General features: G+C 64.6%; 18 protein-coding genes. 3 read left to right on the forward strand and 15 right to left on the reverse strand.

The window, feature by feature from the left end; translation table 11 throughout:
• Position 1 precedes the first annotated feature (1 nt).
• The 15 genes from miaB to rpsO all read right to left on the reverse strand — a co-directional run bounded on the left by miaB (position 2) and on the right by rpsO (position 16866).
• On the reverse strand, positions 2-1513 hold the full coding sequence (miaB, locus tag Q4E95_RS00495; protein WP_303381511.1) for a tRNA (N6-isopentenyl adenosine(37)-C2)-methylthiotransferase MiaB: 1512 nt from the start codon (positions 1511-1513) through the stop codon (positions 2-4).
• A 54-nt stretch (positions 1514-1567) separates the two neighbouring features.
• A complete protein-coding gene (locus tag Q4E95_RS00500; RefSeq protein WP_303381463.1) occupies positions 1568-2194 on the reverse strand; it encodes a regulatory protein RecX in 627 nt (208 codons plus the stop codon).
• Positions 2195-2210: 16 nt separating this feature from the next.
• Positions 2211-3350 (reverse strand): recombinase RecA, encoded by a 1140-nt coding sequence (gene recA, locus Q4E95_RS00505; protein ID WP_303381464.1) that lies wholly within the window; start codon positions 3348-3350, stop codon positions 2211-2213.
• 163 nt (positions 3351-3513) lie between these two features.
• Positions 3514-3735, reverse strand: coding sequence for a DUF3046 domain-containing protein (locus tag Q4E95_RS00510; protein ID WP_303381465.1), 222 nt, complete (start codon positions 3733-3735; stop codon positions 3514-3516).
• 100 nt (positions 3736-3835) lie between these two features.
• Positions 3836-4261 (reverse strand): helix-turn-helix domain-containing protein, encoded by a 426-nt coding sequence (locus tag Q4E95_RS00515; protein WP_303381466.1) that lies wholly within the window; start codon positions 4259-4261, stop codon positions 3836-3838.
• Between the two features lie 160 nt (positions 4262-4421).
• Positions 4422-4919 (reverse strand): CinA family protein, encoded by a 498-nt coding sequence (locus Q4E95_RS00520; protein WP_303381467.1) that lies wholly within the window; start codon positions 4917-4919, stop codon positions 4422-4424.
• Positions 4919-5557: a CDP-diacylglycerol--glycerol-3-phosphate 3-phosphatidyltransferase gene (pgsA, locus tag Q4E95_RS00525; protein ID WP_303381512.1), complete on the reverse strand. Its 639-nt coding sequence runs from the start codon at positions 5555-5557 to the stop codon at positions 4919-4921. The genes Q4E95_RS00520 and pgsA overlap by 1 nt, the downstream gene beginning before the upstream one ends.
• 2 nt (positions 5558-5559) lie before the next feature.
• Positions 5560-8478 (reverse strand): DNA translocase FtsK, encoded by a 2919-nt coding sequence (locus tag Q4E95_RS00530; protein WP_303381468.1) that lies wholly within the window; start codon positions 8476-8478, stop codon positions 5560-5562.
• 80 nt (positions 8479-8558) lie between these two features.
• A complete protein-coding gene (locus tag Q4E95_RS00535) occupies positions 8559-10253 on the reverse strand; it encodes a ribonuclease J (protein ID WP_303381469.1) in 1695 nt (564 codons plus the stop codon).
• A 15-nt stretch (positions 10254-10268) separates the two neighbouring features.
• On the reverse strand, positions 10269-11204 hold the full coding sequence (gene dapA / locus Q4E95_RS00540; RefSeq protein WP_303381470.1) for a 4-hydroxy-tetrahydrodipicolinate synthase: 936 nt from the start codon (positions 11202-11204) through the stop codon (positions 10269-10271).
• Positions 11205-11223: 19 nt separating this feature from the next.
• Positions 11224-11847, reverse strand: coding sequence for a hypothetical protein (locus tag Q4E95_RS00545; protein ID WP_303381471.1), 624 nt, complete (start codon positions 11845-11847; stop codon positions 11224-11226).
• On the reverse strand, positions 11844-12611 hold the full coding sequence (gene dapB / locus Q4E95_RS00550; RefSeq protein ID WP_303381472.1) for a 4-hydroxy-tetrahydrodipicolinate reductase: 768 nt from the start codon (positions 12609-12611) through the stop codon (positions 11844-11846). The genes Q4E95_RS00545 and dapB overlap by 4 nt, the downstream gene beginning before the upstream one ends.
• A 12-nt stretch (positions 12612-12623) precedes the next feature.
• Positions 12624-14042 (reverse strand): pitrilysin family protein, encoded by a 1419-nt coding sequence (locus Q4E95_RS00555; RefSeq protein WP_303381473.1) that lies wholly within the window; start codon positions 14040-14042, stop codon positions 12624-12626.
• A 21-nt stretch (positions 14043-14063) separates the two neighbouring features.
• A complete protein-coding gene (locus Q4E95_RS00560; RefSeq protein ID WP_303381474.1) occupies positions 14064-16331 on the reverse strand; it encodes a polyribonucleotide nucleotidyltransferase in 2268 nt (755 codons plus the stop codon).
• 265 nt (positions 16332-16596) lie between these two features.
• The gene (gene rpsO, locus Q4E95_RS00565; protein ID WP_303381475.1) at positions 16597-16866 is read right to left on the reverse strand and encodes a 30S ribosomal protein S15; all 270 of its coding nucleotides are present in this window, start codon (positions 16864-16866) and stop codon (positions 16597-16599) included.
• Between the two features lie 193 nt (positions 16867-17059).
• On the opposite strand from rpsO, the gene Q4E95_RS00570 reads away from it, so the two are divergent.
• From Q4E95_RS00570 to Q4E95_RS00580, 3 genes are read left to right on the forward strand one after another with little or no spacing between them, the layout of a single operon-like run.
• Positions 17060-17518 carry an S-ribosylhomocysteine lyase gene (locus Q4E95_RS00570; RefSeq protein WP_303381476.1) on the forward strand — a complete coding sequence of 153 codons (459 nt, stop codon included), beginning with the start codon at positions 17060-17062 and terminating at the stop codon, positions 17516-17518.
• Positions 17515-18288 carry a 5'-methylthioadenosine/S-adenosylhomocysteine nucleosidase gene (gene mtnN, locus Q4E95_RS00575; RefSeq protein ID WP_303381477.1) on the forward strand — a complete coding sequence of 258 codons (774 nt, stop codon included), beginning with the start codon at positions 17515-17517 and terminating at the stop codon, positions 18286-18288. The genes Q4E95_RS00570 and mtnN overlap by 4 nt, the downstream gene beginning before the upstream one ends.
• 12 nt (positions 18289-18300) lie before the next feature.
• Positions 18301-19164, forward strand: a complete 864-nt coding sequence (locus Q4E95_RS00580; RefSeq protein ID WP_303381478.1) for an aldo/keto reductase — start codon at positions 18301-18303, stop codon at positions 19162-19164.
• Positions 19165-19175: the final 11 nt, after the last annotated feature.

Here is a 19175-nt window from a genome sequence, read left to right on the forward strand (position 1 = left end):
CCTATGCGGTACGCAGGGCCGGCATGCCCAAGCCCACGGTGCCGGGCTGACCGGAACCACCGGTGCCGCACGAATCCGCCTGCGCTGCGTCCCAGGCGTCCCCGCCCCGGGAGCGGCGCAGCGAGTACTCGGTTGAGTCCTTGGGGTCGGCCAACAGGTGGTAGGCCGCGGCCGCGGTCACGGGGACCGTCACGAAGTCACCGGGGCGAGGCGACTCAGCCCCCTCCGGCACCGAGAAATGGACGAGTCGCTGGTCCTGGGAGCGGCCGCTCAAACGGTGGGTGCTCTGCGACTTACGGCCCTGGTGGGCGCTCACCAGGATCTCCACCGTGGAACCAACCAGCTGCTGGTTCAACCGCGCACTGATCCTGTCCTGCAGGGCCGTCAGTCGTTCAAATCGTTCCTGAACAACGTGGTGCGGTACCTGGTTCTCCATCTCCCCGGCAGGAGTGCCTGGGCGGATCGAGTACTGGAACGTGAATGCGGAGGAGAACTCGGACGCCTCGACCACGGCCATGGTGGCCTGGAAGTCTTCCTCGGTCTCACCGGGGAAGCCGACAATGATGTCCGTGGTGATGGCGGCATGGGGGATCTGTTCACGAACCCGCTCCAGGATCCCCAGGAACTTCTTGGAACGGTAGGAGCGACGCATGTCTTTCAGGATCTGGTCCGAACCCGACTGCAGCGGCATGTGCAGCTGCGGCATGACGTTGGGGGTCTCGGCCATCGCGTCAATCACGTCATCGGTGAACGCCGCGGGGTGCGGGCTGGTGAAACGCACGCGCTCAAGCCCCGCGATCTCACCGCACGCGCGCAAGAGCTTGGCAAACGCGCCGCGGTCACCGAACTCCACGCCGTAGGAGTTCACGTTCTGACCGAGCAGGGTGACTTCCACCGCGCCGGAATCCACGAGCGCCTGCACCTCAGCCAGGATGTCCCCGGGGCGGCGGTCTTTTTCCTTACCGCGCAGCTGAGGAACAATGCAGAACGTGCACGTGTTGTTGCAGCCCACCGAAATGGACACCCACCCGGAATAGGCCTGTTCGCGCTTGGTGGGCAGGGTTGAGGGAAATGTTTCCAGTGATTCGAGGATCTCGACCTCGGCCTGATGATTATGACGGGCACGCTCCAACAGCACCGGGAGCGAACCGATGTTGTGCGTCCCGAAGACCACATCAACCCACGGGGCTTTCTCCACAATGGTGGAGCGGTCCTTCTGGGCGAGACATCCACCCACGGCAATCTGCATGCGCTCATTGCGCTTCTTGGCCGGTGCCAGTTGACCGAGCTGACCGTACAGCTTGTTGTCAGCGTTCTCGCGCACCGCGCAGGTGTTGAACACCACGAGATCGGGGTCTCGATCGACGGCGGGTACATAGCCCGCTGCTTCGAGCAGACCGGTGATGCGCTCCGAGTCATGCGCGTTCATCTGGCAGCCCAGGGTGCGCACCTCGTATCCGGGGGCGGGCACATCGGAGGCGTCGGGGGCGGCAGTCACCAGGGTGTCGGTCAGTTGAGTCACCCCACTATGTTAAGGACCAGGTCAAATTAACTCGCTCGCTACCCATCACGCACCGGGCCAGGGGTCCGGTTCGGAGAAATCATGTGCGGAGCCGTGGTTGGAGAGTTCCTGCTTCACCACTCCGAAGGCAAGCCCGGGCGGGTACCCCTTACGACCCAGCATGCTGACGAGCCGCCGGGTGACCTTGTCGACTTCTTTGCGATCCGAGACATCGAGGCTCCGGGGCATTTTTTTCCGCACGAGTTCGTGAGCGTCCTCCGTCTCGTCCTCGTCGGTGCGTTGTTCGAGGGCGTCCTCCGCGAGCTCCCCCGTAATGCCACGCTGTTGAAGTTCGCGGCGCAACGCGCTGCGGGAGAGTTTGCGCGTCTCGGCCCGGGACCGCACGAACATGGCGGCGTAGGCGCGGTCGTCCACGAGGTTGACCTCCTCGAACCGGTCCAGAACTTCTTGGGCCACCTCTTCGGGAACATCACGATCGGCGAGCTTGTCTTCCAGCTGCTTACGAGACTTGGCGGATGCGGTGAGTTGACGTAGCACAATGGCCCGCGCAACCTCATGCTGATTGGGTTCAGTGTCCTGCGCGGCGGCGCCTTCCGCGGGTGGCTCCGCAGGACCTCGGTATCGCGCCGAGGCCCTGCGCCGTCGGGAGTTGTAGCGAGAGGACTGACTCATCGCTCAATCACCTCGATCAGAATGCGGGAAGTTCCGGTTTGGCCGCATCCGGAGCCTCGAGGATGTCGTCCTCGGAGGGATCCGCGACGTCCTGTGCGGTATCTTCGACTTCCGCGCTGTCCTCCGTGATGCCGAGCTTCACCAGGATCTTCCGCTCGATCTCCGCGGCCAGTTCCGGGTTGTCCTTGAGGAAGCGGCGGGAGTTCTCCTTGCCCTGCCCCAGCTGATCGCCCTCGTAGGTGAACCAAGCACCGGACTTCTTGACGATCCCGTGCTCCACACCCATGTCGATCAAACCACCCTCAATGGAGATGCCCTGACCGTAGAGAATATCGAACTCGGCCTGCTTGAAGGGCGGTGCCATTTTGTTCTTGACGATCTTGGCACGGGTACGGTTACCGACCGGGTTGGCGCCGTCCTTGAGGGTTTCAATACGACGGACGTCAACGCGCACCGAGGCGTAGAACTTCAAAGCCTTACCGCCAGTGGTGGTTTCGGGGGAACCGAAGAACACACCGATCTTCTCGCGCAACTGGTTGATGAAGATGGCGGTGGTGTTGGTGTGCGACAACCGGCCCGTGATCTTACGCAGCGCCTGGGACATCAAGCGCGCCTGCAGGCCCACGTGGCTATCGCCCATTTCGCCTTCGATTTCGGCCTTGGGAACCAGCGCCGCCACGGAGTCGATCACGACGATGTCGATGGAGCCGGAGCCCACCAGCATGTCCATGATCTCCAGGGCCTGTTCACCGGTGTCCGGCTGGGACACGAGCAGGTTGTCCGTGTCCACACCCAGCTTTTCGGCATAGACGGGGTCCAGTGCGTGCTCGGCGTCGATGAACGCCGCAATACCGCCCGCGCGCTGCACACTGGCAACCGCGTGCAGAGCCACGGTGGTCTTACCGGAGGACTCGGGACCGTAGATTTCGACCACGCGGCCGCGCGGGAAACCTCCGATGCCGAGTGCCACGTCCAGTGCAATGGACCCCGTGGGAATGGTTTCGATGCGGGTGGCCGGCCGGTCACCCAGGCGCATGACCGAGCCCTTGCCGTAGTTCTTGTCGATCTGCGCCAGGACAGTATCCAGAGCCTTCTCACGATCGGAGCCGACCACCTGAGAGGGAACGGTAGTGATTCCCTTGGACTTGGCTGCCATGATTCACCTCGGTTCTTAGGGGCCCGCGTACTCGGCCCTGTTGTTTGGTTCGCATCTCAACCTACTGAGGAGGTCTGACACGCATAAGGGTCCACGAATAATGTGGAGCCCGGATCATCTGATTCGAATATACATTCGATTGGTCTCCGGCGCCACGGGGCCACTACGGTGTGGGTTCCTTGTCCGGACCCCACCAGCGGCTCTCGGGAATTTCTTGCGCCCTGCAGAGTGCGAACCACACGTGTTTGGGGTCGGCTCCGGCATCGAGTGCCTCAACCGCGGTCCGATCCCCCACCTCTGCCATGACAAGGTCACGGGCCAGAACTTTGGAGTACCCGGACCCGAATTCATGGGCCATTAGCTCCCAGAACGTACTGATGCGCATCGACCTTTCCTAACGTTGTTCGGCATTTCGGTGAGAGACCAAGGGCCCACCGACAATGCCGGTGGACCCTTGGAACGCTGACGCGTACGAGCGAGGTGAATCAGTGATTGGACGCGGCTGCGCCCCCGCGCAACTGGCGGACCTCACGAGTGAACTCCTCGGTCAACTCGGAAGGCACGGTGTCAGGGATGAAGTTACCCTCGGCGTACGCGAGCCGCTCCGCAACTTCGCGCAACATCTGTGACAGGGGGATTGCCAGGGCGGCGCAAATGGAGGCCAACAGCTCGGAAGATGCCTCCTTCTGTCCGCGCTCCACTTCGCTCAGGTAGCCCAGCGACACTCGTGCACTGTGCGAGACCTCCCGCAACGTGCGTCCCTGACGCTGGCGGACATTGCGGAGTACTTCGCCGATCTCCTGCCGCAGTACTCCCACTTTCACGTCCTTTGTCTCGGCATGCTCTTCCTCGGACAGTCCCACGTCCTTCCAACGGACGACACCATTGACGGACACGGGTTGCTTTGTCATGTGAATTGCCTACTCCTCGTAACGTGGGGTCAAACCGTCTAACCAGGTATTTTCGAATCGACCGACGCCGGTACAACGACCCTGGGGGGGGCTCGCGTCGAGCCTCTGATAGTAAGTAACCTGTTTACTTCTTCGATTATTCCTTGCCGGCCTTAAAATTTCACTGGCAATTGTCTGTGAGCTCGATTTGTGACGCTAGTAAGTCCATGGCGCGGGACACCGTCTCCCGGCGAATGGCTGCCCGCCCTCCGTCCAGGTGCAACTCGAGGTGGTCGTCACCGCGGGGCCCGCTCACTCCTATGTACACCGTGCCCACGGCCTGACCGTCGTGGGGTTCAGGCCCGGCCACACCGGTGGTCGACACGGCCCAGTCGACACCCAGAGCGGTCCGGGCGCCGCGCGCCATGGCCCGCGCGACGTCCGGGTCCACGGCGCCCTTGGCTTCCAAGACGTCCTGGGAGACTCCCAGGGTTCTTTCCTTCACGGCGTGCGAGTAACTCACCACGCCACCCTCGAGACATTGCGAGGCTCCGGGAACGTCGACGATCGCCGCTGCCAGCGACCCGCCGGTCAGGGACTCCGCCGTGCCAATGGTGACACCGTGTTCGATGGCCAGTTGGACCAGATCCACGGCCGTGTGCAGATCGGACCCGGCCATTACTTGTCCTTCCCGAGGGCTGCGTTACGCAGTTGGACGGCCTTGATCACGTAGTCGATGCCGGTGACCACGGTGACGATCAGCGCCAGTGCGGTCAGCACCCACGCGAACCACAGCCACCAGGTGCCCACCAGGGGCGCCAGCGGCAGCAGCAACGCGATCAGGGCGGCCGTCTGCAGCACCGTCTTGGTCTTGCCGCCCTTGGATGCGGCCATCACGCCGTAGCGGATCACCATGAAGCGCATGATGGTGATCCCCCATTCGCGCACCAGGATGACAATGGTGACCCACCACCACAGCTCCCCCAGCATCGACAGCACCACGAAGGCCGCGCCGGTCAGTAATTTGTCCGCGATGGGGTCGGCAATCTTGCCGAAACTCGTGATCAGGTTGCGCGCGCGGGCGATGTCCCCGTCGAGCTTGTCCGTGTACATGGCCACGCCGAACACCACCACGGCCGCCCACCGCATGGGCATGGAGTCCGCACCGTGTGTCCCGCCTGCCCACAGGAACCATACGAAGAACGGCACCATGACGATCCGCAATGCGGTCAGCGTGTTGGGCAGGTTCCAGTTGGAGGAATTGGGTGGCGGGTCGCCCACTGTGCGGGGGGCGGACGTGCCGCCATGTCGAGCCATCATCATCGTCCGGTCAACTCCCATGCATCGTTGGAATCGTCATTACCGTCGTGGTAATCCTTGGCCACGTCTGACAGTCCCGCTTCCACGGGATCGTCACCGTAGTCCACGGAACCGCCGGTCCCGGCCGACGGCGCCGCGGAACCTGCCGCGGCGTCGTCGTCACCGGGCGCGGTGGGCGGTTCCTCACCGCGGATCAGCGCCAGTGTCGCCGCGAGGTCGTCGGGTTTGACGAGGACATCGCGGGCCTTGGAGCCCTCCGAAGCCCCCACCACGCCGCGGGATTCCAGCAGATCCATGAGGCGGCCCGCCTTGGCGAAACCCACGCGCAGCTTGCGCTGGAGCATGGAGGTGGACCCGAACTGCGTGGTGATGATGAGCTCGGCTGCCTGCAGCAGGACGTCGAGATCGTCCCCGATGTCCTCGTCGATGTGCTTCTTGGGCGCTTCCTGGATCACGTCTTCGCGGTAGTTGGTCTTCATCTGCGTCTTGACGTGCTCCACGACCCTGTGGATCTCGGATTCCGAGACCCACGCCCCCTGCACACGCAGGGGCTTGGACGCACCCATGGGCAGGAACAGGGCGTCGCCCTGACCAATGAGTTTCTCGGCGCCGGGCTGATCCAGGACCACGCGAGAGTCGGTGACGGAGGACGTTGCGAACGCCATCCGGGAGGGCACGTTGGCCTTGATCAGGCCCGTGACCACGTCCACCGAAGGACGCTGTGTGGCGAGCACCAGGTGAATGCCCGCGGCGCGGGCCAGCTGGGTGATGCGCACGATCGAGTCCTCGACGTCGCGCGGGGCGACCATCATGAGGTCCGCCAGCTCGTCCACGATCACCAGCAAATAAGGGTACGGCCGGATAACTCGTTTGGAACCTGGCTCCGGCTGAACCTTGCCGTTGCGCACGGCCTTGTTGAAGTCGTCAATGTGTTTGTACCCGTAGTGCGACAGGTCGTCGTAGCGGGCGTCCATTTCACGCACCACCCACTGCAGGGCCTCCGCAGCCTTCTTGGGGTTGGTGATGATGGGGGTGATCAGGTGGGGAACTCCCTCGTACGCGGTGAGTTCCACGCGTTTGGGATCCACCATGACCAGGCGCACCTCGTCGGGTGTGGAGCGCATCAGGATGGACACGATCATCGAGTTCACGAATGAGGACTTACCCGCGCCGGTGGCACCGGCCACGAGCATGTGCGGCATCTTGGCCAAATTGGCCACCACGAACCCGCCCTCGACGTCCTTGCCCACGCCCATGACCATGGGGTGCTCCGACGTGCGGGCGCGCTGCGAGCGCAGCACGTCACCCAACGCCACGGTCTCGCGATCCGTGTTGGGAATCTCGATACCAATTGCGGACTTGCCGGGAATGGGCGACAGGATGCGGACATCAGCGGAGGCCACGGCGTAAGCAATATTCTTGGACAGGGCCGTGACGCGCTCCACCTTGGTACCCGATCCCAGTTCGATCTCGTAACGAGTGACCGTGGGGCCGCGGGAGAAACCGGTCACCTCGGCATCGACCTTGAACTGGTCCAGCACGTTGGTCAGGGATGTGACCACGCGGTCGTTGGCCTCGGAGCGGTCCTTGGCGGGCGGGCCCTGCACCAGAGCGTTAGGATCCGGCAGGGTGTAGGCCATGTCCCCCGCGATCTGCAGCTGCTCGGAACGAGCCGGGATGGGGGCCGACGGCGTGTGGGTCCGTGAGTTCTCGGGCGCAGCCACGTCCGCCAGCGCCGGAGCCTCCGACGCCTCGGCGGTGTCCGCGGCGGGTTCCAGGCCCTGTTCACGGCGCAGCTTGTCCGCGGCGATCTGCGATTTGGTGGGTCGCTTGACGCCCGGGCGGACCGGGGGGATGTCCTCGGTGTCCTGGACCTGCGCACTCGGGGTGCTCCCCGCGGTGGCGGACGTGGAACCGGACGCGGGTGCGCCGTCGTCGTGGGAAAGATCGAACACGCGGGTGCTCACGGACCCCTCGGCGGCCTCGCGACGGTTTGCCTCGTCGACCACGGCGCGTTCAAAGGCTTCGTCGCCGTCGTACGCGTCCAGCTGGGCCTTCTCACGACGCCGCTCGGCCCGGGTGCGGCGTGTGGGGCGCTTCTTCTCGGGCCGGGCCGAATCCAGGTAGGAGCGGTCGTGCGCGGGATCCGACACGTTCGTGGAGCGGGCCTCCCCCTGGCCCATCAGCTTGCGATACCCCTCCTGCACCCGCGGACCGATCTGGCCGACGGGGGTGGCGGTCATGACCAGCACGGACAGGAAGGCGAGCACCGCGAGAACCGCGAGCGCGCCCCAGTGGGTCACAAGTGCCGAGAGCGGATCGGCGGCCAGGAACCCGATGAAGCCGCCCGCCTGCCAAATGGCCTCGAACCCCTGGTTCAGCTGGGGCTGCCCACCCATGATGTGGGCGATCCCCGCTCCGGCCACGGTCAGTGCCAACAGACCAATGGCGATGCGATTATTGGCGTGCATCTGCGTGGGATGGCGGAAGGCCCGCCACGCGAAGAACAGGCAGAACACCGGCAGCACGAGCGCCATGAAACCGAACGTGCCACCGACCACCGCGTGCACCCAGGAGGCCGGCATCGAGATGAACGCGGCAGCCACACCGCGGAGGTTCCACCACTCGACCGCGGCAATCAGCACGGCCAGGACGAGCCAGACGAGCGCGCCGCCGTCACGTCGTTCCTCGGGAGCCATATCGGTGCGCACGGTGCCGATTCGTCGCACACCCGCGCCCACGGCGTGCCCCACGCCCGCCCATGCATTGACCACGGCGTGCAGAAGCCGGGCACCGGCGGAGGGTCCCTGTGGTGCGGACTTGGCCGGGGCCTTGGAGTTGCGCTTGGTCGAGCGAGATCCGGTCGAGGTTCGAGAGGGTGACTTCGACGATCGCGGAGGGGAAGTTCGTGACGCCATATGTTCCAGAATACCCGCCCAGTGCAAAGCCCGCCCCGACGACGGGTCGGGGCGGGCTGTGTACTGTGGTTGCCGGTCTGTTAAGCCTCGACCACCACGGGCACGATCATGGGCTTACGGCGCAACTTGCGCGAAACCCACGAGCCGATGGTGCGGCGTACGACCTGCTGCAGCTGGTGAGGGGTGTGGTTCTTACCCGCCTCACCCATGGCGTCCTCGAGCGCGGCAACGATCTTGGGCCGGATCTCGTTGAAGACGGTGTCTTCTTCGGCCACGCCGCGCGCGTGGATGTCCGGACCGGACACGATCTTGCCGGTATCGCGGTTGACCACGGTGACCACGGAGATGAAGCCCTCCTCACCCAGGGTCATCCGGTCCTTGAGGTCCGCGTCCGTGATTTCACCCACGGACGAGCCGTCCACGTAAATGAAACCGCATTCGACCTGACCGGTGATCCGGGATGTGCCGCCGTGCATGTCCACCACGGTGCCGTTCTCGGCGAGCAACACGTGGTCACCGGGGACACCGGTCTCTTGAGCGAGCGCACCGTTGGCGATCAGGTGGCGAACCTCGCCGTGGACCGGCATGACGTATTCGGGCTCCACGATGTTGTAGCAGTACAGCAGTTCGCCGGCCGCCGCGTGACCGGACACGTGCACCTTGGCGTTGCCCTTGTGCACCACATCGGCACCCAAGCGCATCAGGCCGTTGATCACGCGGAACACGGAGTTCTCATTGCCGGGGATCAACGACGACGCCAGAATCACGGTGTCGCCCGCATTCACCTGGACCTTGTGGTCGCCGTTGGCCATCCGGGACAGTGCGGCCATGGGTTCACCCTGGGAACCGGTGCACATGATCACGAGCTTGTCGTCCGGGTAGTCCGCGGCCTTCTTCTGGTCGATCAGCACATTGGGCGGAACGTCCAGGTAACCGAGCTTGTCGGCGATCTCCATGTTGCGGATCATCGAGCGCCCCATCAGGGCGACCTTGCGACCGCTGGCCACGGCGGCGTCGAGGACCTGCTGCACGCGGTGCACGTGAGAGGAGAAGGACGCCACGATCACGCGCTGGCGTGCCTTGGCGATCACGTCCGCGAGCACGGGACCAATGGCCTTCTCGGTCGGCACGAAGCCTGGCACCTCGGCGTTGGTCGAGTCGGTCAGGAACAGGTCCACGCCCTCCTCGCCCAAGCGGGCGAAGTGACGGAGGTCGGTGATGCGACCGTCCATGGGCAACTGGTCCATCTTGAAGTCACCGGTGTGCAGCACCGTGCCGGCCTTGGTGCGCAGGAACACGGCCAGGGCGTCCGGGATGGAGTGGTTGACGGCCACGAATTCGCATTCGAACTCACCGAGCCGCTCTACCTGGCCCTCGCGCACGGCAAGGGTGAAGGGCTTGATCCGGTGTTCCTTGAGCTTGGCCTCGATCAACGCGAGGGTCAGCTGGGAACCCACAATGGGAATGTCGGGGCGTCGCTTGAGCAGGTAGGGAACCGCACCGATGTGATCCTCGTGACCGTGGGTCAGCACAACCGCGACAATGTCGTCGAGACGGTCCTTGATGTAATTGATGTCCGGCAGGATCAGGTCCACGCCGGGTTGGGTTTCTTCGGGGAACAGCACACCGCAATCGACCACGAGCAGCTGCCCGTTGATTTCGAACACGGTCATGTTCCGACCGACCTCGCCCAGACCACCCAGCGGCACGACACGCATGGTGTCTGCGCTCAACGCGGGGGGATCGGAGAGATCTGTGGTGGTCCAACGGGTCATGAGACCCCTTTCGTCTTATTTGTTCAAAGTATCCGCCAGAACCGACGAGCTCAGGTCCGCACGGATCTGTTCGATTTCGGCTTGGGTGGGCGCAACGTGCGGCAAGCGCACGGTGTTGTTCGGCAGGCGCCCCTGCCAATTCAGAATCGTCTTGGCGGCCACGGCACCGGGTACGCGGGACATGGTGGCGCGAATCACCGGGATCAGCTCGTTGTTGACCCGGCGCGCGGTGGCGTAGTCACCGGCCAGTGCGGCGTCGATGAGCGTGCGGAACCGGTGGGTGTCCACGTGGGTGGTGACACCCACGAGACCGGCCGCGCCCAACGCGATCCACGGCAAGGTCAAGCCGTCGTCACCGGAGTAGTACAGGAGATCGGTTTCGGCCATGACGTGGGCGGCCGCGTTGAGGTCCGCCTTGGCGTCCTTGACGGCCACGAGGTTCTCGTGGGAGGCCAATGAAATCAGGGTTTCCGGGGCAATGGGAATGCCCGACCGGCCCGGAATGTCATACATCATAATGGGCGTGTCCACGGAGTCGGCCAGCGAACGGAAGTGCGCTTCCACACCGGCCTGGGTGGGCTTGCTGTAGTACGGCGTGACGATCAACAGGCCGTCCATGCCGATCTTCTGCGCCTCGAGGGACAAGTACCGAGAATGCTCGGTGTCGTTGGAGCCGGTACCGGCCAGCAGGGGCACGCGCCCGCCCACTGCGTCCTTAACGGCCCGGAACACCGTGAGGTTCTCCTCGTCGGTCATGGTGGAGTACTCGCCGGTGGTGCCGCACACCACCAGCCCGTCACAACCATCATTGACCAGTTCCTCCGCGAGGTGACCCGTGGTCTCTAGGTCCACGGACCCATCGTCCTTGAACGCGGTCACCATGGCGGTGAGCAGAGTTCCGAACATGGGAGCGGGTCGGTCGGGCTGAGTGGCTACGCTGCGATCGGTCATAAGCCCAAGGTTACCGTGCTCACCGCGCCAATGCTGTCCCCGGATCGGCACCGCGGTACAACTTGATGGCGGTGCGCATGGCACCGCGGGCGCGGCGCCCGTCCGAACTTGCCGAATACGCAAGACTCAATCGATACCACCCGCGCCAATCCGCGGGATCCGCCTCGACCTCTTCGCGCACCGTGTGAAAATGTTCGTCGGCGGCTTTGCGCACGTACCGCCCCGACGGTGTCTTGGGCAGCTCGTCCTGGGGCAGCCCGCCTTCCGCGGCGAGGGTTCGTCCGAGTTTTTCGGTGCGGGCACCGAAACTGATTTCTCGCACCATGGCCCAGGTGCCCACCGCCGGGATGATCAGCATGGCGATCCCGAAGCCCTTCACGATCCAACCCTGCGAGCTGAGCAGCAGCACCGCGCGCTGGAACGACAGCCCCAGGTACAGGGCGAGCAGGGCAATCATCAGGGCCGCCAGGATGCGTCCCTTGGAGCCGATCTCCAGCACGGTGAAAACCGCGGCGAAGGCCAACATGGCCATGATCCACACCTTGGAACCCAAGGAAATGGGCAGGATCACCACGGTGAGCAGCGCCAGAACGATGACCGCCGCCACCCACCAGCGCAGTGAACTGGGTTCGGGGCCCCTCACAGACTCAAATCCATGTAGCCGTCCAAACCGTGGGTCAGACCGGGGTGACGGTGGATCTCACGCACGCCCAGCACCACGCCCGTCATGAAGGAAATCCGGTCGAAGGAATCGTGGCGGATGGTGAGCTGCTCCCCCGTGTTGCCCAGCAGCGTTTCCTGATGGGCCACCAGCCCGCGCAGCCGCACGGAATGCACGTGCACGCCGTCCACCACGGCGCCGCGAGCACCGTCGGGGTCGGTCCGGGTCGCGTCCGGCGAGTCGGCTACGCCGGCCTCGCGACGGGCCTTACCGATCAACGACGCCGTGCGGGCGGCCGTTCCCGAGGGCGCGTCCAATTTGTCCGGGTGGTGCAGTTCCACGACCTCCGCGGATTCGAAGAATGCGGCGGCGGCCTCCGAGAATTTCATGGCCAGCACCGCTCCCACGGCGAAATTGGGGGCAATCAGCACCCCCACGTCGGGGTGCTGTGCCAGCTGGGACTCCAGCTCCGCCAGCGCCCGGTCATCCCACCCGGTGGTACCCACGACCGAGTGGATCCCGTTGTCGATTGCGAAGCGCACGTTCTCGCGGGTGGACTCGGGAACGGTGAGGTCGATCATGACCTGCGCACCCGCGTCGACGATGTTCTGCAGGTCGTCGCCGCGACCCAGGGCGGCCACCAGCTCCAACCCCGGGGCGCGCTCCACCGCCGCTACGGCCTCCGACCCCATGCGCCCGCGGTGGCCCAGTACGGCCACTTTGGTGACGTTGTTCGAATCAGTCATCTCAACCACTCCTTAGTTCTGGATCGGCAGTGCCTCGGACACCGTCTGCGGGCCCACCACCGTTTGCACGGATGAGGCGGCCGAAAGCTCCGCCGCCAGCGTCTGCACATCCTGCGAGGTCACGGCCCGGATGCGGTCCAGGGCCTCGTCGACGTCCATGTACACACCGGTTTTCAGTTCGGCGGATCCCAAGCGGGACATGCGGGACCCCGTGTCCTCCAGGGCCAACACGGTGGCACCGCTGAGTTGCCCCTCGATCTTGGACAATTCCTTGGCCCCCATGCCGTCATGGGCCAACCGATCCAACTCGTCGCGCATCAGCTGAGCCACCTGGTCCACACGGTCCATGGCGCACCCCGCGTACATGCCGAAGTACCCGGCATCCGAATACGCACCGGAGAAGGAGAAGGTGGAATACGCCAACCCCTTCCGTTCACGAATGGTGTGGAACAACCGGGAGGACATGCCTCCCCCCAGCGCCGCGTTGAGCACGGTCATGGTGAAGCGCCGGTCATCCCCGACCCGCAGGGCGGGACCGCCCAGCACCACGTGGGCCTGCTCGACGGGGCGGTGGAACACCTGGGTTCCGGTACGCGGGGTCAACACGGCGGAATCGTTGGATCGCCGTGCCCCCACGGTTCCCGGTGCGTCGGGGTCCCACCCCGCACGTGTCAGGGACTCGCGGACCATGTCCACGACCCGTTCGTGCTCCAGCCCGCCGGCGGCGGTGACCACCAGGTTCTCGGGGCGGTAGACCGCGCGGTAGTGCTCCCACACGGCGTCCCGGGCCACGGAACGAATCTCTTCCGGTGTGCCCGCAATCGGACGGGCCAGGGGCGACCCGTCCAGCACAGCGGCGGTGAACTGCTCGAAGGCGAAGTCCGTGGGGTCGTCACGGTCCATTGCGATTTCTTCCAGGATCACACCGCGCTCGCGGTCGAACTCGTCCGGATCCAGGACCGCGCTGGAGAACATGTCGGCCAACACGTCAATGGCCATGGGTAGGTCGTTGGAGAGCACCCGCGCGTGATAGCACGTGTTCTCCTTGGCGGTGAAGGCGTTGGACTCACCGCCCACGGCGTCGAAGGCCTCGGCGATGTCCAACGATGTACGCCGCGCCGTGCCCTTGAACAGCAAGTGTTCCAAAAAGTGTGTGGAACCGAGCATCCCGGGGGCCTCGTCACGTGAACCCAGGCTGACCCAGAATCCCACGGATGCCGAGCGTTGCCCGGGCATTTTCTCGGTGAGCACACGGGCCCCGCACGGCAGCACGCTGCGGGTGATCACGGCGCCGTCGGCGTCGTCGTGGACCACGTGGGTGAAGCCGGTGCTGGCCGGCACGGAAGGAGAGTACGCCCGAAGGCGGGCGTCCGCGGTGGAGATGCTCTCCCCGGGATCGCCCGCCTCCAGCGGAAGGTGAACTACCGTCATGAACGTCGAGTAGCCCCTCGATCAGCTCTCGCTGATGGGGTCGGACTCGAGCTCTTCGGCCTTGTCCTCATCGGCCACGACCGGAGCGAGCGAGAGCTTTCCGCGGTCGTCGACCTTGGTGATCTCCACCTGGACCTTCTGGCCCACGCTCACGACGTCGTCCACTTCGTTGACGCGCTTGTTGTCGTTGAGCTTGCGCATCTCGGAGATGTGCAGCAGGCCGTCCTTGCCCGGGGTGAGGGAGACGAACGCACCGAAGGTGGTGGTCTTGACCACGGTGCCCAGGTAGCGTTCGCCCACCTCGGGAACCTGCGGGTTGGCGATCGCGTTGATCGCCGAACGCGCAGCTTCCGCGGAGGGGCCGTCGGTGGCACCGATGTACACGGTGCCGTCGTCCTCGATGGAGATGTCGGTTCCGGTGTCTTCCTGGATCTGGTTGATCATCTTGCCCTTGGGGCCGATGACCTCACCGATCTTGGAGACGGGAACGTTCACGCTGATCACGCGCGGAGCGAATGCGCTCATCTCGTCCGGGGCGTCGATCGCCGACGTCAGCACGTTGAGGATGTACAGGCGTGCTTCGCGGGCCTGGCTCAGGGCCGCCGTCAACACGGACGCGGGGATGCCGTCGAGCTTGGTGTCCAGTTGGATCGCGGTCACGAACTCGGACGTACCGGCGACCTTGAAGTCCATGTCACCCAGGGCGTCCTCGGCACCGAGGATGTCGGTCAGGGCCGCGTAACGGGTCTCGCCGTCCACGGTGTCGGAGACCAGACCCATGGCGATACCGGCCACGGGGGCGCGCAGGGGCACCCCGGCATTGAGCAGCGACAGGGTCGCGGCGCACACCGAGCCCATCGAGGTCGAGCCGTTGGAGCCCAACGCCTCGGAGACCTGACGGATCGCGTAGGGGAACTCCTCGCGCGAGGGCAGCACGGGCGTGATGGCACGCTCTGCCAACGCACCGTGACCGATTTCGCGGCGCTTGGGCGAACCCACGCGGCCGGTCTCACCGGTGGAGTACGGCGGGAAGTTGTAGTGGTGGATGTAGCGCTTGTGCTTGACCGGGGACAGCGAATCGATTTGCTGCTCCAGCTTGAGCATGTTCAACGTGGTGACGCCCATGATCTGGGTTTCGCCGCGCTCGAAGATCGCCGAACCATGCACGCGGGGCAGCACCTCCACCTCGGCGGTCAGCTCGCGGATGTCCGTGAGGCCACGTCCGTCGATGCGGACCTGGTCCTTGAGGATGCGCTGGCGCACGGTCTGCTTGGTGAGCGCCTGGTACGCGCCGTTGATCTCGTCCTTGCGGTCGGCGAAGGGCTTACCCTCACCGGTGAGCTCGGCCAGAACACTCTGGTGCAGCTCGTCAGTGGCGGACTCGCGCTCCTGCTTACCGGCAATGGAATACACCTCGCTCAGACGCTCACCCACGAAGTCCTGGACGGCCTGGGTGACGTCCTCCTCGAAACCACCGAAACGGGGCAGTTCCATGGCGGGCTTGCCCGAGCGGGCGACGAGGTCGGCCTGAGCCTCGCACAGGGCCTTGATGTAGGCCTTGGACGCCTCGATGCCTTCGGAGACGAGTTCTTCGGTCGGGGCCACGGCGCCCTGACCCTTGACGAGCTCCCACGAGTTGTCGGTGGCCTCGGCCTCGACCATCATGATCGCGACGTCCTCGGAACCGTCAGCGGCGGTGACCACACGCCCTGCCACTGCCATGTCGAACACGGCGTTCTCGAGCTGGGAGTACTTGGGGAAGGCAATCCACTGATGCTTGCCGTTCTCCTCAGCCATGAGCGCCATGCGCACACCGCCCACCGGGCCCTGGAAGGGCATGCCGGACAGCGAGGTGGACATGGACGCGGCGTTGATGGCCACGGTGTTGTAAATCTCGTCCGGTGCAATGGACAGCACGGTCACGACAACCTGGACCTCGTTGCGGATGCCCTTGCCGAACGCGGGTCGCAACGGACGGTCGATCAGGCGGCAGGTCAAGATGGCATCCGTGGACGGACGGCCCTCCCGGCGGAAGAACGAACCCGGGATGCGACCGGCTGCGTACATGCGTTCTTCCACGTCAACGGTGAGCGGGAAGAAGTCGAAGCCTTCGCGCGGATTCTTACCCACTGCGGTGGCCGACAGCATTGACGTTTCTTCATCGATGTACACCATGGCGGCTCCGGCGGCCTGCTTGGCCAGCCGACCGGTTTCGAAGCGCACTACGCGCTTGCCGTACGAACCGTTGTCGATGATTGCTTCTGCACTTTGAATTTCGGGACCCTCCAAGGGTCACCTCCGTTTCTTCTGTGGCGAAAAGCGCGACATACCGGTCTTCGATCGAGGCGCTCGCACTGCGGGTGCATTGCGAAGGCCACTGTCGAGGACCGCGATATGGTGCGCGAATCCGCTACGACTTTTTTTCTGTTGTTCAGTCGGCCCGTGGGCCGGTGGTTCCTGGCGGAACCTGGCGGTGTTCGTCTCGAACAGCGCCGGTTACGGCGGTTCCCCGTGTTTTCACGCGTGAAAACACGGGGAACACCGAGGACTCACATCACTTACGCAGGCCGAGACGCTCAATGAGCGCACGGTAGCGGGCGATCTCAGTGCGACGCAGGTAGTCAAGCATGCGACGACGGCGACCCACCAGGGCCATGAGGCCGCGGCGAGTGTGGTGATCGTGCTTGTGCTGCTTGAGGTGCTCGGTCAAGTCGGAAATACGACGGGACAGTACGGCGATCTGCACCTCGGGCGAACCGGTGTCGCCCTCGTGAGTTGCGTACTCCTTGATGATTTCCTGCTTGATAGCGGCATCCAGTGCCATGGGTAACTCCTTGAGTTAGTACCGTGACCGCCCGGTGCGCAGGGTTCGCGCCCGGGGTTCGGGAGTGTCCCCCGAGATCTGACCGCCACGGACTGCAGTCTGACCGTTGACCAGTCTAACGGACGGCACCCAATACGTCGTATTAGGCGGGTCACCGTTATGGATGTCCCCGTCAACTGGGACAATGGACACCATGAAGAAAATGAATGTGGAGTCTTTCAACCTGGATCACCGTTCGGTGGTCGCCCCCTACGTGCGGGTCGCCGACCGCAAGGAGTTGCCCGGCGGGGACACTCTCATCAAGTACGACGTCCGTTTCACCCAGCCCAACGATTCGCATTTGGAGATGCCCGCGGTCCACTCGATCGAGCACCTCACCGCGGAGCACATGCGCAACCACACCGAGGCGCTCATCGACTTCTCTCCCATGGGCTGCCAGACCGGTTTCTACGCCCTCATGCTGGGCGTGGAGGACACCGAGTTCAAGAATCTGTTGGAGGCCACGTTCCAGGACATCCTGAACGCTGACGAGGTCCCCGCGGCCAACGAGGTCCAGTGCGGCTGGGGCGCCAACCACAGCCTGGAGGCCGCCAAGTCCGCCGTGCGGGAATTCTTGGACGAACGCGCCGCGTGGGATGAGGTCACCCGGTGAACCCAGGCGCCTCCCCGGAGACGTTGAACGAGGACGCGGCGTTGTTCGGTCGCTGCGTGGGCTCACCGGCCGTGGTGGTCGCCATGGACGAGGAGGCTGCACCTTTCCTGGCTCGCGCCACGGAGCGAGCTGCGCAACCACTCACCGTGGGCCCCGCCCTCGTGTACGCGGTAATTCTCGAAGGTGACCCGGTGATGATCGTGCGCACCGGAATCGGCCTGGTCAATGCGGCGGCGGCGATGACCGCCGTGATCGAACGGTTCGAACCCTCCGCCGTGATCTCCGCCGGATCTGCCGGTGGGCTGCGGTCGGACGTCAATGTGGGCGATCTGGTGATCGGCACGGACTACCGCTACGCCGACGCCGACGCCACGGCGTTCGGCTATCTCCCGGGCCAGGTTCCCGGCATGCCGGAGAGCTACTCCCCCGCGGTACGTCTGATGGACGCCACGGAGGACGTGATCGGGACCGATCAGCAGAGCGTGCTGCGGGGCACCATGGTCTCGGGCGGCTCCTTCGTGACCGAGGCGAACGTGGGTGCGACACGCGAGATCTTTCCCGAAGCGCTGAGCACCGACATGGAGACCGTGGCACTTGCGCAGGTGTGCGCCACCCGCACGTACCCCTTCCTGGCCGTTCGCAGCATCTCCGACCTGTGCGGGCCGGCCGCCGGCCAACAGTTCCACCTGGAGATCGACCTGGTAGCGGAAATCAGCGCGAGTGCGGTATGCCAGGTACTGAGCACCATTCGCCAAAGCACGTCTGAGTGAAGTGAGGAACGCATGAGCGACAAGAAACTTGAGGATGCCGTCCCGGATGCCCCGCGCCACGTGCTGCGGGACGGGACCAAGATTCCCCAGCTGGGCCTGGGCACCTACCCGATGGACGACACCGAGGCAGAGGCGCTGATCCCGGAGGCTTTGTGGCGCGGCTACCGCCTGGTGGACACGGCCGTGAACTATGGCAACGAGCTGGGTGTGGGCCGAGGCATCAAGGCCTCGGAGATCAACCGTGACGACATCTTCCTGACCACCAAACTTCCGGGCCGTGACCACGGCACCGATTCCGTGCGCCGGTCCCTCGAGGGATCCCTCGAACGGCTCGGTACCGATCACGTGGACCTGTACTTGATCCACTGGCCCAATCCCTCCGTGGACCGCTACGTGGAGAGCTGGCAGACCATGATCGAGCTCCGCGATCAGGGGTTGGCAAAATCCATCGGAGTGTCCAATTTCCTGCCGGAGCACCTGCTGCGACTTGAGCGGGAGACCGGTGAGATGCCGGTGATCAATCAAGTGGAACTGCACCCGCAGTACCAGCAGGAGCTCCTGCGTGAATTCCACGCCGAACATAAAATCGTGACCGAGGCGTGGTCGCCGCTGGGTCGCAAGACCGACATCCTGCAGCACGAGTGGATCGCGGACATCGCACGCAAGCAGGGCCGCACGCCCGCCCAGGTCATTCTGCGGTGGCACATCCAGTCCAACATCCTGCCCATTCCCAAGACGTCGAACGTCACACGGATGGCCGAGAACCTGGATGTCTTCGACTGGGACCTGACCGATGAGCAGATGAGGCGCCTGAAGATGCTGCACACCGGGTTGAGCGGATCCGGATTCGATCCGAACGAGCACGAAGAGCTGTAACCGAGCCCGGT

The sequence above is a fragment of the Kocuria sp. genome (genome assembly GCF_030536815.1).
GTDB classification, from domain to species: domain Bacteria; phylum Actinomycetota; class Actinomycetes; order Actinomycetales; family Micrococcaceae; genus Kocuria; species Kocuria gwangalliensis.

What these genes read in the sequence shown, in the direction of transcription:
- Q4E95_RS00500 (WP_303381463.1), bottom strand. Translation starts at nt 2,194, where the DNA reads ATGAGTCAGTCCTCTCGCTACAACTCCCGACGGCGCAGGGCCTCGGCG.
- recA (WP_303381464.1), bottom strand. Translation starts at nt 3,350, where the DNA reads ATGGCAGCCAAGTCCAAGGGAATCACTACCGTTCCCTCTCAGGTGGTC.
- Q4E95_RS00510 (WP_303381465.1), bottom strand. Translation starts at nt 3,735, where the DNA reads ATGCGCATCAGTACGTTCTGGGAGCTAATGGCCCATGAATTCGGGTCC.
- Q4E95_RS00515 (WP_303381466.1), bottom strand. Translation starts at nt 4,261, where the DNA reads ATGACAAAGCAACCCGTGTCCGTCAATGGTGTCGTCCGTTGGAAGGAC.
- Q4E95_RS00520 (WP_303381467.1), bottom strand. Translation starts at nt 4,919, where the DNA reads ATGGCCGGGTCCGATCTGCACACGGCCGTGGATCTGGTCCAACTGGCC.
- pgsA (WP_303381512.1), bottom strand. Translation starts at nt 5,557, where the DNA reads ATGGCTCGACATGGCGGCACGTCCGCCCCCCGCACAGTGGGCGACCCG.
- Q4E95_RS00530 (WP_303381468.1), bottom strand. Translation starts at nt 8,478, where the DNA reads ATGGCGTCACGAACTTCCCCTCCGCGATCGTCGAAGTCACCCTCTCGA.
- Q4E95_RS00535 (WP_303381469.1), bottom strand. Translation starts at nt 10,253, where the DNA reads ATGACCCGTTGGACCACCACAGATCTCTCCGATCCCCCCGCGTTGAGC.
- dapA (WP_303381470.1), bottom strand. Translation starts at nt 11,204, where the DNA reads ATGACCGATCGCAGCGTAGCCACTCAGCCCGACCGACCCGCTCCCATG.
- dapB (WP_303381472.1), bottom strand. Translation starts at nt 12,611, where the DNA reads ATGACTGATTCGAACAACGTCACCAAAGTGGCCGTACTGGGCCACCGC.
- Q4E95_RS00555 (WP_303381473.1), bottom strand. Translation starts at nt 14,042, where the DNA reads ATGACGGTAGTTCACCTTCCGCTGGAGGCGGGCGATCCCGGGGAGAGC.
- rpsO (WP_303381475.1), bottom strand. Translation starts at nt 16,866, where the DNA reads ATGGCACTGGATGCCGCTATCAAGCAGGAAATCATCAAGGAGTACGCA.
- Q4E95_RS00570 (WP_303381476.1), top strand. Translation starts at nt 17,060, where the DNA reads ATGAAGAAAATGAATGTGGAGTCTTTCAACCTGGATCACCGTTCGGTG.
- Q4E95_RS00580 (WP_303381478.1), top strand. Translation starts at nt 18,301, where the DNA reads ATGAGCGACAAGAAACTTGAGGATGCCGTCCCGGATGCCCCGCGCCAC.